At 66.6% G+C, this 15,479-nt stretch carries 15 protein-coding genes; 8 read left to right on the forward strand and 7 right to left on the reverse strand.

The features are described 5' to 3' along the window. Nucleotides 1–50 precede the first annotated feature (50 nt). A complete protein-coding gene (purT, locus tag IB236_RS11885; RefSeq protein ID WP_056745579.1) occupies nucleotides 51–1,253 on the reverse strand; it encodes a formate-dependent phosphoribosylglycinamide formyltransferase in 1,203 nt (400 codons plus the stop codon). A 108-nt stretch (nucleotides 1,254–1,361) separates the two neighbouring features. Between purT and IB236_RS11890 the strand changes: the two genes are divergently transcribed. The 8 genes from IB236_RS11890 to IB236_RS11925 all read left to right on the forward strand — a co-directional run bounded on the left by IB236_RS11890 (nucleotide 1,362) and on the right by IB236_RS11925 (nucleotide 9,488). Continuing rightward, nucleotides 1,362–2,993 carry a sigma-54-dependent Fis family transcriptional regulator gene (locus IB236_RS11890; RefSeq protein WP_225581109.1) on the forward strand — a complete coding sequence of 544 codons (1,632 nt, stop codon included), beginning with the start codon at nucleotides 1,362–1,364 and terminating at the stop codon, nucleotides 2,991–2,993. Nucleotides 2,994–3,227: 234 nt separating this feature from the next. Beyond that, a complete protein-coding gene (locus IB236_RS11895) occupies nucleotides 3,228–4,139 on the forward strand; it encodes a sulfurtransferase (protein ID WP_056745584.1) in 912 nt (303 codons plus the stop codon). Between the two features lie 86 nt (nucleotides 4,140–4,225). Further along, nucleotides 4,226–4,795: an OsmC family protein gene (locus tag IB236_RS11900; RefSeq protein ID WP_192420927.1), complete on the forward strand. Its 570-nt coding sequence runs from the start codon at nucleotides 4,226–4,228 to the stop codon at nucleotides 4,793–4,795. A 43-nt stretch (nucleotides 4,796–4,838) separates the two neighbouring features. Beyond that, on the forward strand, nucleotides 4,839–5,996 hold the full coding sequence (locus tag IB236_RS11905) for an acyl-CoA dehydrogenase family protein (protein WP_192420929.1): 1,158 nt from the start codon (nucleotides 4,839–4,841) through the stop codon (nucleotides 5,994–5,996). Next, nucleotides 5,993–7,318: an FAD-dependent oxidoreductase gene (locus IB236_RS11910; RefSeq protein ID WP_192420931.1), complete on the forward strand. Its 1,326-nt coding sequence runs from the start codon at nucleotides 5,993–5,995 to the stop codon at nucleotides 7,316–7,318. The genes IB236_RS11905 and IB236_RS11910 overlap by 4 nt, the downstream gene beginning before the upstream one ends. Nucleotides 7,319–7,471: 153 nt before the next feature. After that, nucleotides 7,472–8,050, forward strand: coding sequence for a DUF3455 domain-containing protein (locus tag IB236_RS11915; protein WP_192420933.1), 579 nt, complete (start codon nucleotides 7,472–7,474; stop codon nucleotides 8,048–8,050). Nucleotides 8,051–8,157: 107 nt separating this feature from the next. Continuing rightward, nucleotides 8,158–8,724 (forward strand): sigma-70 family RNA polymerase sigma factor, encoded by a 567-nt coding sequence (locus IB236_RS11920; RefSeq protein WP_055396332.1) that lies wholly within the window; start codon nucleotides 8,158–8,160, stop codon nucleotides 8,722–8,724. After that, nucleotides 8,721–9,488, forward strand: coding sequence for an anti-sigma factor domain-containing protein (locus IB236_RS11925; RefSeq protein ID WP_192420935.1), 768 nt, complete (start codon nucleotides 8,721–8,723; stop codon nucleotides 9,486–9,488). The genes IB236_RS11920 and IB236_RS11925 overlap by 4 nt, the downstream gene beginning before the upstream one ends. A 172-nt stretch (nucleotides 9,489–9,660) precedes the next feature. Here the strand turns inward: IB236_RS11925 and cynS are convergent, their stop codons facing one another. The 6 genes from cynS to IB236_RS11955 all read right to left on the reverse strand — a co-directional run bounded on the left by cynS (nucleotide 9,661) and on the right by IB236_RS11955 (nucleotide 15,406). Next, on the reverse strand, nucleotides 9,661–10,104 hold the full coding sequence (cynS, locus tag IB236_RS11930; RefSeq protein ID WP_008905293.1) for a cyanase: 444 nt from the start codon (nucleotides 10,102–10,104) through the stop codon (nucleotides 9,661–9,663). 112 nt (nucleotides 10,105–10,216) lie between these two features. Next, complete coding sequence (locus IB236_RS11935; protein WP_192420937.1) at nucleotides 10,217–11,092, reverse strand: ABC transporter ATP-binding protein; 876 nt, start codon at nucleotides 11,090–11,092, stop codon at nucleotides 10,217–10,219. After that, on the reverse strand, nucleotides 11,082–11,951 hold the full coding sequence (gene ntrB, locus IB236_RS11940; protein ID WP_192420939.1) for a nitrate ABC transporter permease: 870 nt from the start codon (nucleotides 11,949–11,951) through the stop codon (nucleotides 11,082–11,084). The genes IB236_RS11935 and ntrB overlap by 11 nt, the downstream gene beginning before the upstream one ends. Nucleotide 11,952: 1 nt before the next feature. Then, the gene (locus IB236_RS11945) at nucleotides 11,953–13,359 is read right to left on the reverse strand and encodes a CmpA/NrtA family ABC transporter substrate-binding protein (protein WP_146870102.1); all 1,407 of its coding nucleotides are present in this window, start codon (nucleotides 13,357–13,359) and stop codon (nucleotides 11,953–11,955) included. A 146-nt stretch (nucleotides 13,360–13,505) separates the two neighbouring features. After that, a complete protein-coding gene (locus IB236_RS11950) occupies nucleotides 13,506–14,201 on the reverse strand; it encodes a response regulator transcription factor (RefSeq protein ID WP_192420941.1) in 696 nt (231 codons plus the stop codon). Continuing rightward, nucleotides 14,198–15,406, reverse strand: coding sequence for a PAS domain-containing sensor histidine kinase (locus IB236_RS11955; RefSeq protein ID WP_056059659.1), 1,209 nt, complete (start codon nucleotides 15,404–15,406; stop codon nucleotides 14,198–14,200). Before IB236_RS11955 ends, IB236_RS11950 begins: the two co-directional genes overlap by 4 nt. Between the last annotated feature and the right edge of the window lie 73 nt (nucleotides 15,407–15,479).

Raw genomic sequence — 15,479 nt, forward strand, 5'->3', positions numbered from 1 at the left:
TCAGAAGCGCCGTCGTCGCACCGGCCCGCCGCAACAGCGGCCGCAGGCTTTCAGGCCACGCGGGGCCTGACCTTGCTCGCCGCCAGCTTGGCGTTCGCACGCGCCGTGTCCACATTCTCAGCCCGCGCCAGCGCCACGCCCATGCGGCGCTTCACAAAACTCTCGGGCTTGCCGAACAGGCGCAGGTCGGTGCCCGGCACGCGCAGCGCTTCTTCCACGCCGTCGAACACGATGCCCTGGGCTTCCACACCGCCGTAGATGACGGCACTGGCGCCGGGGTTGCGCAGACTCGTGTCCACCGGCAGGCCCAGGATGGCGCGGGCGTGCAGCTCAAACTCGCTCTGGTGCTGGGTGCACAGCGTGACCAGGCCCGTGTCGTGCGGGCGGGGGCTCACTTCGCTGAACCAGACGTCCTGGCCCTTGACGAACAGCTCCACACCAAACAATCCCTGGCCGCCCAGGTTGTCGGTGACGGCCTTGGCGATCTGGCGCGACTTTTCGAGCGCAGCGGGGTGCATGGGGTGGGGCTGCCAGCTTTCCACATAGTCGCCGCTCACCTGCACATGGCCGATGGGGTCGCAGAAACTGGTGGTGATTTGGCCGTCGGCGCCCACCGACCGCACGGTGAGCTGGGTGATTTCGTAGTCAAAGTCGATGAAGCCCTCGACGATCACACGGCCGTGGCTCACCCGGCCACCGGCCATGGCGTAGTCCCAGGCCTTCTTGACGTCCGCCGGGCCGTCGATCTTGCTCTGGCCCTTGCCGGAGCTGCTCATCACGGGCTTGACGATGCAAGGGTAACCAATCCCGCCATCAATCGCGGCCTGCAACTCTTCAAGCGAATTACAGAATTTGTACGGGCTGGTGGGCAGGCCCAGCGTTTCGGCGGCCAGCACGCGGATGCCTTCACGGTCCATGGTCAGGCGCGCTGCGCGGGCCGTAGGGATCACGCGCACGGTGCCCACGGCTTCCAGCTCTTCGAGCATGGGGGTGGCGATGGCTTCGATCTCGGGCACCACCAGGTGGGGCCGTTCGGCTTCGATCAGCGCCTTGAGCTGGGCGGGGTCGCTCATGGTGATGGTGCGCGCGTGGTGGGCCACCTGCTGGCCGGGCGCGTTGTCGTAACGGTCCACAGCGATGGTTTCCACGCCCAGGCGCTGCAGCGCGATCAGCACCTCCTTGCCCAGCTCGCCCGAGCCCAGCAGCATGACTTTGGTGGCATGGGGGGACAGAGGGGTTCCGAGGGTGGTCATGGTGGGGGCTTTCGAGAAGGTGAAAAAGTCGGTAAATGGCGGGACGCAGGCGACTTTAATGCACCCGGGCGCAGAACTTGCAATCGCCCTGACATGCCCCCACCGCCCATGCCCTCCCCTTCCAGCACGGCCCGCTCGCACAGCCCCACCGACTGGCACGCCCAGGAGCTGCTGCTGATGCGCGAGGTGATGCGCCTCATCGGCCGCAGCCTGGCGCCCGGCCTGGTGCTGCGCGAAATGCTGCACCTGATGAGCGAACTGCTGGGCCTGAACCGGGGGCGCATCGTGCTGGTGGACGACGCTCCCTCCTCCCCAGCCGGCGCGCCGCGCACCGCCTCCATCCAGCACGCCTACGGCCTCACCCAGGCCGAGGTGCAGCGCGGGCGGTACGCCTGGGGCGAGGGCATCACCGGCCGCGTGCTGGCCACGGGGCAACCTGCCATCGTGCAGGACATTGATGCCGAACCGCTGTTTCTGGCCCGCGCGGTGGAGCGCAGCCAGCTGCCGCCCGAGACGGTGGCCTTCATCGCCCTGCCCGTCGAGGTCAACAACGCGCCCATCGGCGTGCTGGCTTGTCACCGCATCCGCAGCCGCCAGCGCCACCTGAACGACGACCTGGCGGTGCTGCGCGTGCTGGCCACGCTGGTCGGGCAGCTGCTGCAGCTGGAAGCCCTGGTGGCCGAGCAGACGCGGCAGCTGCAGGCGCGCAACGCCGTGCTGGCCAATGCGCTCAACACCAAAAGCGCGCGATACGGGCTCATTGGCAGCTCGCCACCGCTGCTGCAGGCCTTGAGCGAGCTGGAGCGTGTGTCGCAAACCCAGGCCACCGTGCTGCTGCTGGGCCAGTCGGGCACGGGCAAGGAGCTGTTCGCACGCGCCGTGCACCTGGCCAGCGGGCGGCGCGATCGGCCCTTCATCAAGGTCAACTGCTCGGCCATTCCAGACGCGCTGTTCGAATCCGAACTGTTTGGCTACGAGAAAGGCGCGTTCACCGGCGCCAGCACAGCCCGCGCGGGCTGGTTTGAGCAGGCTGACAGCGGCACCATCTTTCTCGACGAGATTGGCGAGCTGCCGCTGGCCCTGCAGTCCAAGCTGCTGCGCACGCTGCAGGAGGGCACGCTGGTGCGCCTGGGCGGGCAGCGCGAGGTCAAGGTCAACGTGCGCCTGGTGGCGGCCACCCACCGCGACCTGGCGGCCGATGTGGAGGCCGGGCGCTTTCGGCAGGACCTGTACTACCGCCTGCATGTGATTCCGATCCATCTGCCCTCGCTGGCCGAGCGGCGCGAGGACATCCGCGCGCTGGCGCTGCACTTTGTGAGCCGCGCCAACCAGGCGCACCAGCGCAACGTGAACCTCTCGCCCGACGCGCTGGCGCGGCTGGAAGAACACCCCTGGCCCGGCAACATCCGCGAGCTGGGCAATGTGATCGAACGCCTGGTGCTGCTGACCAATGACACGCTGGTGGCGCGGGCGGAGCTGGACCGGTTTCTGCCGGCTGCGTCCGTGCCGTTGCCTTCGCCTCCCGCACCACAGCCTCCTGCAGCCACCACGGCAGCAGAACGCCCAGCCATTGCCCCGGCGCCGCTGGTGCGTGACTACGCGCCGGCCCAGTCGCACAGCGTGTTGGTGCTGCAGACAGCACTGGCCGAGCACCACGGCAACCAGTCGCGTGCAGCGCAGAGCCTGGGGCTGACGCTGCGGCAGTTCAGCTACCGGCTGCGCAAGGCGGGTCTGAAGTGACGACGGACACTGTGTCGACAATTTGTAGACACAGTGTCTGGCGCGGTCTGCTCCACCCTGGCTACCGACACATGGCCACACCCCACTCACTATCAAATCAATAGCTGCCAGCGCATATTTCACTAGCGCTTCCAGCCATTTTTATTCAAATTTACCTATCTCCACCCGCTCTGGCACACCTGTTGCGATAAGGAAGGCAGGCATCCCGCCCACCACCGCACCGAAAGGTTTTCCATGAGCACCGTGACCGCCACCGCCTCCGACGCCGTCCTCATCTCACCCACCCAGTTGTTGGCCCTGCAAGCCGCAGAACCTGTGGTGCTGATCGACACCCGCGACGCCGACACCTATGCCCTGGGGCACATCCCCGGCGCGGTGAACCTGCGCGAGACATTCACGTATCTCGCCACCTCCACGCCCCAAGGCCTGCAGGAGCTGAAAGACACCTTTGCCGCGCACCTGGGCGCCATCGGCCTGTCGGGCGCCGAGACGGCCGTGTTCTATGAAGATGCGCTCAACAGCGGCTACGGCCAGTCGTGTCGGGGCTACTACCTGCTGACCTGGCTGGGCTACCCCAAGGTCAAGGTATTGAATGGCGGCTACTCGGCCTGGAAGGCGGCAGAGCTGCCCGTCTCCACCGAGGCCGTGGTGCCCACGCCCGCCATCTTCCCCACCCAGCTGGCCACCACCGATGTGATGCTGACCAAGGAAGATGTGATCGAGGCCCTGGGCACCGACACCGTGCTGCTGGACGTGCGCGATGTGGACGAGTGGATTGGCGACAGCTCCAGCCCTTATGGCAAGGACTTCGCGCCGCGCAAAGGCCGCCTGCCGGGCGCCAAGTGGCTGGAGTGGTACCGCTTCATGAAGCCCTCGCCCCAGGGTCCGGTGTTCAAGTCGCCCGACGAAGTGCGCGCCGAATGCGCCACGGCGGGCATCAGCCCGGCGGACACGGTATACCTGTATTGCTTCAAGGGCGCACGCGCGTCCAACACCTTCCTGGCGCTCAAGCAGGCGGGCTTTGCCGATGTGCGCATGTACTTCGGCTCGTGGAACGAATGGTCGCGCGACGACAAGTTGCCGATCGAAAGCGGGCTGCCGCTGGTCAAGTTCCCCAAAAAGCCTGCGCTGGCACTGGCGGCCTGAGCACCGTGCGTTGTTGCAGCGGGCATGGCCCGCTGCGAACCCTGTCCTTCTTTTTTGCATTCCCCTCTCTTTCTCCAAGGAACACCATGTCCACCGATCTGCTGGAACCCTCTGCCCCCGTCACCACCGTGCACACACACCTGCGCCCCATCGACCGCGACGGCCTGATGGCCTTTGCCGACAAAGGCCGCAACAACCCTGCCAGCCGGGGTACCAACAAGGTCCATACGGTGATGGAGGGGCAGTACCGCTCGCTGAGCTATGTGGGCAACCATGCGCCGGTGGTGGTGGACGAGCCCCTGCACCTGTTCGGTCAGGACACGGCGCCTGCGCCCGGCGAAATCGTGCTGTCGGGCCTGGGCGGCTGCCTGGCCGTGGGCATCACGGCCGTGGCCACCTGGAAGCAGGTCAAGCTCAGCAAGATCGAGGTGTTCATGGAAGGCGACATCGGCAACCCCGCCGCCTGGGGTGCGGGTGGCGCATTGCAGAAGACGCCGCCGGAGATGGGCTTTCAGGCGATCCGCGTGAAGGTGCTGGTGGAAGGCGATGCACCGCGCGAGGTGCTGGACGAGATCGTGCAGCACGCCAATTTCTACTCGCCCGTGGCCAACAGCATGCGCAACCCCATTCCGTTCCAGATCAGCCTCGCGGACTAAATAGCCCCGCCACCGAGCCCGCCCTGCGCACCCAAGGAGCCCCATGAACCCCGCCGACCTCCCCCCCCAACTCCACCTGGACGGCGCCCTGCGGGGCGATGCGCTGCTGGCCGCTGTGCGCCAGATCGCCCAGGGCCCGCTGGCCGCGCAGGTGGAGGCGATTGACCGCACCGGCTACTACCCCTGCGCCGAGCTGCAGCAGCTGGCCGCCGTGGGCGCGATGAGCGCGCACCTGGACAGCACGGCCGGCCCGGCCGACTACGGCCTGGCCATCCGCGCCATGGCCGAGGCCTCGCGCGTGTGCGGCGCCACCGGCTTCATGATGTGGTGCCAGGCGGTGTGTGGGCTGTACCTGCAGCAGTCGGGCAACCCCGCGCTGATGGGCGATGTGCTGCAGCGCCACGCCAGCGGCGCAGGCATGGGCGGCACGGCGCTGTCCAACCCCATGAAGAGCTATGCGCAGATCGAAAGCCTGCTGCTCAAGGCCACGCCAGTGGAGGGGGGCTACCTCATCAACGGCACTCTGCCCTGGGTGAGCAACCTGGGGCCCGACCACTACTGCGGCGCGATTGCGGCGGTGGTGGAGGCCGACGGTGCGGCCAGCCAGCGCGAGGTGATGTTCCTGCTGCGCTGCGATGCCCCCGGCGTGGAGATGCGCGAATGCCCCAGCTTCTCCGCCATGGAGGGCACGGGCACCTATGCGCTGCGGCTCAAGGACCATTTCATCGGCACGGCCGACACCATGGCCGACCCCACCCGGCCTTTCATCGCCCGCATCCGCGCGGCGTTTGTGATGCTGCAATGTGGCCTGGCCGTGGGCATCACCCAGGGCGCCATCGACTCGATGTGGGCGGTGGAGGCCCAATTGGGCCATGTCAACCAGTTCCTGGAAGACCGGCCCGACGCGCTGCAGGCCGAGCTGGATGCACTGACTGCACGCGTCATGCAACTGGCCCAGACGCCGTTCGACACAAGCACTGATTTCTTCATCGACGTGCTGGACACCCGAGCCCATGGCGCGGAGCTGTGCCTGCGCGCCGCCCAGTCCGCCCTGATGCACCAGGGTGCGCGCGGCTACCTCATGAGCTCAGACGTGCAGCGGCGCGTGCGCGAGTCGCACTTTGTGGCCATCGTCACGCCCGCCATCAAGCACCTGCGCAAGGAGATCGCCCGGCTCAGCACCGAGGAGATGCCTGCATGACGCTCGCCCTCCCCACCGCCACCACGCCGTCGGTTACCTCCGAGTCCGTGTTGAGCGCGGCATCGCAGGCGCTGTGCGATGCGTTTGCCGACGCGGCCACCCAGGCGCCCTGGCAAAGCTACATCTGCAACGCCTGCGGCTACATCTACAACGAGGCCGACGGCGACCCCGATGGCGGCCTGCCACCGGGCACGCGGCTGGCGGAAATACCCGACGACTGGGCCTGCCCGCTGTGTGGAGTGACCAAGGCCGATTTTTCTCCGTACGAAGCCCCCACGCTGGAGGCGCTGCAGGCGCAGGCCAGCGCAGCGCCAGCCGCCTCCCTCCGCGTGCGTGGCGAGCCGGGAGTGGTCATCGTCGGCGCGGGCCGTGCAGGCTGGCAACTGGCCGAAACCCTGCGCCAACACAGCGCCACGCTGCCCATCACCCTGGTGACGGCCTGCGCGGGCGACCGGTACGACAAGCCTTTGCTGTCGGTGGCCATGGCGCGCCAGCTGGACCCGCTGGCCCTGGTGTCCGAGCCCGGCCGCGATGCGGCGCAGCGCCTGGGCGTGACCCTGCTGGCCCACACCCATGCCGTGCGCATCTGCGCCGACACTCGCCAACTGCGCACCACGCGGGGCGTGCTGCGCTACGGCCACTTGGTGCTGGCCCACGGCGCGCAGGCCGCCTTGCCTCAGGGCTTGCCCGCCAGCCTGTGCTGGCGCGTCAACCACCTGGACGCCTACCAGCGCCTGCGCCAGCACCTGGGCGATCAGCCCAAGGACGTGCTCATCATCGGCGCGGGCCTGGTCGGCAGTGAGTTGGCCAACGACCTGGCACTGGGCGGCCACCACATCACGCTGCTGGACACGGCCACCGAACCACTGGCGCGCTGGCACGACCAGCAGGCGGGCCCGCAGCTGCTGGACGCCTGGAAAGACCTGTCCATCCGCTTTGAAGGCGGTCTGCAGGTGGAGCAGGTGGAACGCGTGGGCTCGCGCTACCGCGTCACCACCACCAGCGGGCGGCGTTTTGCGGCGGACGAAGTGGTGGTGGCAGCAGGCCTGCTGCCCCCCCACCGCCTTGCGCAGAGTGCAGGGCTTGATTGGACCCATGGCATTGCGGTGGACGCAGACACGCTGCAAACCAGCGTATCCCGCATCCATGCACTGGGCGATTGCATCAGCATCGACGGGCAGTGCAGCCGCTATATCGAACCGATTGCGCGACAGGCGCGCACGCTGGCGGCCGCCATCCTGGGCCAACCGGTCACCCCCTATGAGCACCGGGCAGCCGTGGTGCGGGTCAAGACCACCACACGGCCGCTGACCCTGCATTGAGGCAGCATCGGGCCCGGGCGGCAATCTTGCCCGGGCTGGCATCGGCAAAAAATTTTTGGCATCCACTGCATCCAAACGGCGTTTTCGTGGGTAGTACCTACAGCAGCGCATCTTGCTGCTGTCCTATCAACCCATAGACCAGAGAGAAACGCCATGACCATCCACACGTCCCCCATCTCCCGCCTGCTGCCCCTGACGGGCGCCATTGCCGCCGCCGTGCTGCTGAGCGCCTGCGGTTCGATGATGTCGTCGTCCTCCAAATCCATGGTTTCGCAGGACAGCCTGCCCGACAGCATCAAGGTGCCGGCTGGCAACAAGGTGGCGATGGAAACCGTGGGCGTGGGCGAGATCACCTACGAATGCCGCGACAAGGCCAACATGCCCGGCCAGACCGAATGGGTGTTCGTGGGCCCCAAGGCCGTGCTGAATGACCGCAGTGGCAAACAAGTGGGCACCTACTACGGCCCGCCGGCCACCTGGGAGTCGAGCGATGGGTCCAAGCTGACAGCCACCCAGCTGGCCGTGGCCCCCTCGGGCACGGGTAACCTGCCCTACCAGCTCGTCAAGGCCAACCCCGCCATGGGCTCCGGCGCCATGACCGGCGTGACCTTCATCCAGCGCGTGGCCTTGAAGGGTGGTGTGGCACCTGCAGCCGCCTGCACCACCGCCAACAAGGGCGAGCGCCAGATCGTGAAGTACCAGGCCGACTACATCTTCTGGAAGGCCGCGTAAACCACGCACACGCAATCCCCTGCCCAGCGGGGGCTACCGCCAGGCGGTGGCGGGTTTGCGGCTACGATGCGCCCACTCTTTAGCCGCGGCCCCGCTGCCTGCACACCGTGCCCGACACCCCTGGCGATTTTGACTACGAAGCCGCTCTGGCCGCCTGCGCAGCGGGCGACCGGCAGGCCATGCACCGCCTGTACCAACAGGAGGGCGCGCGGCTACTGGGCGTTGCGCTGCGCATCGTGCGCCAGCGGGCCCTGGCCGAGGACATCGTGCACGATGCCTGCGTGAACATCTGGACCCGCGCCGCCAGCTACGACCCGCGCCGGGGCAGCGCACGCGGCTGGATCTACAGCGTGGTGCGCAACCTGGCCCTGAACGCCGTGCGCGACGCGGGCCGCCACGTTGATGTGGACGACACCACCACCCAAGCCCTGGAGGCCGACATGTCTGTGCAGGCCCACCATGAGGTCGAGGAAACCTTTGCGCTGAACGCCAGCCTGGGCCGCCTGCAGCATTGCCTGGAGGCCCTGGACCCCGCGCGCCGCAACTGCGTGCTGCACGCCTATGTGGACGGCTGCTCGCACGGAGAAATTGCGGAGCGCCTCGGTGCCCCGTTGGGCACCGTGAAGGCGTGGATCCGGCGCAGCCTGGTTTCGCTGCGGGAGTGCATGGCATGACCGACGTGCGCAACACACCGTCCTCCCCCTCGCCGGAAGACCTGAGCGTGCTGGCCGGCGAGTACGTGCTGGGCACCCTGCCCGCCGCCGAACGCCAGGGTGTGCAGCAACGCCTGCCTGGTGACAAGGCACTGCAACAGGCGGTTGCCGAATGGGAAGCCCGCCTGCTGCCGCTGACCCAGCTGGCAGAGCCCATCGCGCCCCCCGCTGTCTTGTGGGCGCGCATCGACCAGTCGCTGCGAGCGGCGAGCCCTCAACAGACTGCGACACCCGTTGCACCGCCCCGCGCAGAAACAAAACGCAAACCGTCCGTGCGCTGGTGGGACCACCTGGGCCTGTGGCGGGCCCTCGCCGGCTCGGGCTTTGCCATGGCGGCGGTGCTCGCGGCAGTGCTCGTCACCCGCACCGCCCCAGTGGCCGCGCCGCCACAGTTCATGGTGGTGCTGGTCGCGCCGCAGGACAAGGCCCCGGGCTGGGTGGTGCAGGCCAGCTCGCCCCGGCAGATCAGCCTGATTCCGCTGGGTGTGGCCGAAGTACCGGCCGACAAGGCCCTGGAGTTCTGGACCAAGGCCGACGGCTGGAGCGGCCCCGTATCGCTGGGCCTGGTGCAGCCCGGTCAGCCCCTGCAGATCCCGCTGGACAAGCTGCCGCCGCTGCAGCCCAACCAGCTGTTCGAGCTGACGCTGGAACCGCCCACGGGCTCGCCGATTGGCAAGCCCACAGGCCCCATCCAGTTCATCGGCCGGGCGGTCAAGGTGCTCTGACTGTATTCGTTACCCCACTCGGCGCAATGCATAGGCCCACGCCGGTGTAACGAGCACGGCCTATACCAGCGACCGCCGCGCAAGGGCCGCCCCGCCGCGCTGGCGGTGTCCCCCTTCCCGAATTGCGCAGCAATTCGAGAGAAAGGGGGAAGGCGCGAAGCGACTCAGGGGGTTAGTACTGTTTATACGGCAGGAACTTGCCGGACAGGACCACATTCACGCGGTCGCCATTGGGATTGGCTTCGCGCTGGATGTCCATGCTGAAGTCGATGGCGCTCATGATGCCGTCGCCAAACTCTTCGTGGATCAGCTCCTTGATGGTGGTGCCGTACACACTCACCACCTCGTACCAGCGGTAGATCAGCGGATCGGTGGGCACTGGCGTGGGCAGCGAGCCCTTGTAGGGCACCACCTGCAGCCACTTCTGCTCCTCGGCCGTGAGGCCGAAGATCTTGCCGACGATCTTGGCCTGCTCGGGCGTGGCCGTCATCTGGCCCAGGCACAGGGCCGTGGTCCATTCCTTGGACTGGCCGACCTTCTTGGCAATGGCCTCCCATTGCAGGCCCTTGGCGACCTTGGTGCTGATGATCTTTTCGGTAACGTCGTTGCGGTTCATGGTGATGGCTCCTTCGGTTGGATGGGTTTTGGAACAGGGAACAGGAACTTCAGGGTGCAGCACTCCCTGCCCCCCCAAGGGGCAACACGACAGTGCTGGGCTATTCAGGAAATCAGTGGGCTTTGGCTCGGGTGACGAGAAAGTCCACGATGTGGTTGCGCAGCGCGTAGTAGCCGTCCAGGTGGTGCAGGCTGGTGCGCGTACGTTCGCGTGGCAGCGGGTTCACCACCACCTCGGCGATGCCGCCGGGGCGGTAGCCCTCGGGCGTCTCGTTGCCGTTGCTCATGAGCAGGATGCGGTCGGCCAGCAAGATGGCTTCGTCCACATCGTGCGTGATCATGAAGACCGTCTGCTGCGTCTGGCGCACGATGGCCATCAGCTCGTCCTGGATGGTGCCGCGCGTGAGCGCATCCAGTGCGCCAAAGGGTTCATCCAGCAGCAACATCTTGGGCTGGATGGAGAACGCGCGCGCAATGCCCACGCGCTGCTTCATACCGCCTGAGAGCTGTGAGGGCTTCTTGTCGATGGCAGGGCTCAGGCCCACCAGCGCCACGAACTTCTCCACATGCGCATCCACCTGGCTCTTCTTCCAGTCAGGCCAGCGCGACTTCACGGCGAACGCGATGTTCTGGCGCACCGTCAGCCAGGGCATGAGCGCGTGGCTCTGGAACACCACGCCCCGGTCCAGACTGGGGCCGGCCACTTCGCGCCCGTCCATGATGACGGTGCCCGAGGTGGCGGTGTCCAGCCCCGCCAGCACGTTCAGGATGGTGGTCTTGCCGCAGCCCGAGTGGCCGATGATGCAGACGAACTCGCCCTTGTCGAGCGTGAACGACACATCAGCAAACACGGGCTTGGCGGGCACAAAGGCTTTGCTCAGCCGGTCGATCTGGAGGAAGCCTTGGGTCACGGCAGAGGCCTTTCGTTGCGGGACGTCAGTGGCAAGAGGGGCTGGAACAGCCGGGCGCTGGGCGACATCACTCCACATAGGTCACCACCTTCTGCAGCTGGCCGAAGGCCAGGTCGAGCAACATGCCCACCACGCCAATCACCAGGATGGCAAAGATCACGTTGGTGAGCGACAGGTTGTTCCACTCGTTCCACACGAAGTAGCCAATCCCCGTGCCGCCCACCAGCATCTCGGCCGCCACGATCACCAGCCAGGCGATGCCCATGCTGATGCGCATGCCCGTGAGGATGGTGGGCGCTGCGGCGGGCAAGATCACCAGGAAGGCCTTGCGCAGCGGGTTGACCTGCAGCGTGGCCGACACGTTGAGCCACTCGCGCTTGACCGATGCCACGCCAAACGCCGTGTTCACCAGCATGGGCCACACCGAGCAGATGAAGATCACGAAGATGCCCGAGATCGATGAGTCCTTGATGGTGTAGAGCGCAAGCGGCATCCACGCCAGCGGGCTGATGGGTTTGAGCACCTGAATGAACGGGTCGAACGCACGGCGCAGCAGCGGCGACATGCCGATGACGAAACCGAGCGGTATCGCCACCAAGCAGGCCAGGCCGAACCCTAGCGCGACCCGGCCCAGCGAATGCGCGAGCTGGATGGCGATGCCCTTGTCGTTGGGGCCGTTGTCATAGAACGGGTTGGACACGTGCCCCCACACGGTACGGCCCATCTCTGCCAGCGAGGGGAAGCCGCTGCCCTTGGCGCTGGCGCCTGGGTCCTTGCCCATCATCTTGGCGTACTCGATCTGCTCGGCGGTCATGCCGGCCGTGCTGTTGCCCCCGCCCGAAGAAGCGGTGGCGATGTACCAGATCCCCAGCAGGGCCAGGAAGATGAGCACGGACAACAGGCCCGCGCGCAGGTTGAGGTTCTTGGCGGGAGTCATGTCATGCCGCCTTGCGGATGGGGAAGCTCTTGGCGTACTCGCTCGCCTTGGCGGCATCGAATTCGCGCCCCATGATCTTGAACTTGGGGTACGCGCCTTCGGGCACCTTCTGGTCCAGCGCCTTCATCTGCTTTTTCGCATCGGTGATCAGGAACACCTTTTCGGCAATCTGCTTGTAGTCCACATCGCCCTTGATGTAGCCCCAGCGCTGCATCTGCGTGAGCATCCATACGGCCATGCTCTGCCACGGCATGGGGTCGAAGTCCGCGCGGTCCGGCACGTTCTGGATCTTGCCCAGGCCGTCTGCGAACTTTCCGGTGAGCACCTGGTTGAGCACTGCCTCGGGCTGGTTCAGGTAGGCCTGGGGCGCAATCACCTTGGCGATGAGCTCCCGGTTGGCCGGGTCGCGCGCCATCGCGGCCGAGGTGAGCACCGCGCGGTACAGCGCGGCAAAGGTGTTGGGGTTCTTCTGGATGAACTCGGTGCTGGTGCCGAAGGCGCAACAGGGGTGGCCGTTCCACAGGTCCTTGGTGAGCAGGTGGATGAAGCCGACTTCCTCGAACACGGCACGCTGGTTGAAAGGATCGGGGCCGAGGAAGCCGTCGATATTGCCCGCACGCAGATTGGCCACCATCTCTGCGGGTGGCACCACGCGCAGCTGCACGTCGGTGTCGGGGTTCAAACCCGCCTCGGCCAGGTAGTAGCGCAGCAGGAAGTTGTGCATGCTGTACTCGAACGGAATCGCGAACTTGAAGCCCTTCCAGTTCTTGGGATCGCGGTTGTCCTTGTGCTTGAGGCTGAGCGTGATGGCCTGGCCGTTCACGTTCTGGATGGTGGCCACGTTCATCGGCGTGGCGTTGGAGCCCAGGCCCATGGAGATCGCCAGCGGCATGGGGCTCAGGAAGTGCGTGGCGTCGTACTCCTTGTTGATCATCTTGTCGCGGATCAGTGCCCAGCCGGCCGTCTTGGTGACTTCGACGCTCAGGCCCTGCTTGCTGTAGAAGCCCAGCGGGTGGGCCATGATCAGCGGGGTGGCGCAGGTGATCGGGATGAAGCCGATCTTGAGGTTGGTCTTCTCCAGTGCGCCCTGTTTCTCTTGCGCCATGGCCTGCATGCTGGCCACGGGCAACACGCTGGCGATGGCCGCCATGGCCGTTCCCTTGCCCACCGCCTTGATGAAGCGGCGGCGCACTGCGTCTTGCGGAAACAGCGCCTTGACCAGCGTGGCTTCGATGAACTCGTTGCTGTAGAGCTCGAACTCACGGGTCTCGCTGCGCTGGCGCAGGGTGGCTGCGGCGGCATCGGCCGACACCTCGGTGTGGTGGTCGGCCACCGTGTGGTCGCGGCCACAGCTGCATTTCAGCATCAACGGGCGGTCGGCATCGTAGGGCGAGAAGAATTCGGACATGGCACACCTCGAAGAAGTTGGTGCCAGGCGTTACGCAAAGCGCGGGCCAGTTTTTGCCGGTGTCGGCCCGCTGTCATGAATTCGTGGGTGTGGTGTCTACAGCGTGTAGGGCCAGCACTACAAATCGGTCGTGCAACGCACCGAATTCACTCTGCCGGTGCGCCACGTGCCAGCAGCGCAAGCTCCACATCGTTGCGCGCGCCGGTCTTTTCGAGGATGCGGGCGCGGTAGGTGCTCACCGTGTTGGGCGCGAGCTTGAGCTGCGCACCAATTTCGCTCACGCTCTGCCCGGCAGTGAGCAGGCGGAACACCTGGTGCTCCCGATAGGAGAGCGCGTCCACCCCGGCGGGCGTGCCCTGCTGGGCGGTGCGCACCACCCCGGTGCGTTCTAGTGCACCTGCCAGGGCTTGCGCAGTCGCTTCCGTCAGGTAGCGCCCGCCAGCGGCCACCTTGCGCACGGCGGCCACCATGTCGTCGGGATCGGCGCTTTTGTGCAGGTAGCCCGCCGCGCCCATCTGGATGCAGCGCACCGCGTATTGCCGCTCGGGGTAGGTGCTGAGCATCAGCACCGGCAATGCAGGCCAGGCCTTGCGCAGCGCCTGCAGCACTTCGAGGCCGTCCATGCCCGGCATGGCGATGTCCAGCAGCACCAGGTTCAGCCCCGGTGTTCCCGTGGGCCCTTGCAAGGCGGCGACCAGCTCCAGCACCTCGTTGCCCTGGGTGGCCTCAGCGACCACAGTGATCTCGGGCAGGCCATTGGCCGGGTCGCCCAGCACCTGCTTGAGCCCCTCCCGCACGATGCGGTGGTCATCACCGATCAACACTCGAACCACGGAATTCATGACAGCTCCAGAGGAATCAGCAATTGCAGGCACGAGCCCTGCCCCGGCTCGCTGGTGATGCTCAACCGGCCCCCAAGCTGCCGCGCCCGCTCGCGCATGCCCATCACGCCATAGGCAGTGGGCGCCTCCAGGGCCTGGCGAGTGGCGCCCACGCCGTTGTCGCGCACGCGCAGTTGCAGCATCTCGTCCTGCACGTCGATGGCAATGTCGATGGCGCTGGCCTGCGCGTGGCGGCCCACATTGCTCAGCATCTCCTGAAAGATGCGGAACACCGCGATGGCGGCAGGCTCGGGCAAGTGCAGGGTGGCAGGCACCTCCATCTGCCACGCCAGCTCCAGTTCGGCCGACTGCACGAACTCCTGTGCCTGCCACTCCAGCGCCGCCCATAGCCCCTGGTGGTCCAGGATGCTGGGGCGCAGGTCGGTGATGATGCGGCCCACGTTGTCCACGGCGTTTTCGATCAGGCGGCTCATGTTCTGGCACTTGCAGCGCATCTGGGTGCGCATGTCGCCCGCGGCCTCAGGCGTGCGCTCGCCCTGCTCGCCCAGGCGCTTGTGCAGCCAGTTCACATCCATCTTCAGCGCCACCAGCAGGCTGCCCAGCTCGTCATGCACCTCACGGGCGATGCGGGTGCGTTCGTCTTCGCGCACCTGCTCCGAGTAGGCCGACAGCTCGCGCAGCTGCGCCAGCGCCTGCGACAGCTCTTGTGTGCGCGCTGCCACTCGGCGCTCCAACTCATCGTTGGCGCGGGCCAGCTCATCGTGCGCGCGCTGCAGCTCGTCGGCGGCGCGTTTGCGGCTGGTGATGTCGACAAAGGCGATCACGGCACCCTGCACCTGATCGCCTTCCAAAATGGGGTGGCTGGAATACTCCACGGCAAACGCCGATCCATCGCGGCGCCAGAATACCTCGGTGTCCACCCGGCAGGGCAGGCCCTGGCGGAACGCGTTGAAGATGGGGCAGTCGCCATCCGCATACGGGCTGCCGTCGGGGTGGCTGTGGTGGGTGAGCGCGTGCATGTTGCGCCCCATCACCTCATCGGCCGCAAAGCCCAGCATCTGCGCGCCCGCCCGGTTGATGAACACGCAGTTGCCCGCCAGATCAATGCCAAACACCCCCTCGCCCGTGGACTCCAGCAGCAGCCCCAGGCGGTTCTGCCAGAGGGCACTGGCACCGGCGGGCAGGTTCAGGACGTGGGTGGACATAGGGGTACCCAAGCAATGGCCGTGCCCAGGAGGCGAAGATGAACACATCGGGGACTGTGCGCCCGCCCGCCAA

The sequence above is a fragment of the Acidovorax sp. ACV02 genome, assembly GCF_014851475.1.
GTDB lineage: Bacteria > Pseudomonadota > Gammaproteobacteria > Burkholderiales > Burkholderiaceae_C > Acidovorax > Acidovorax delafieldii.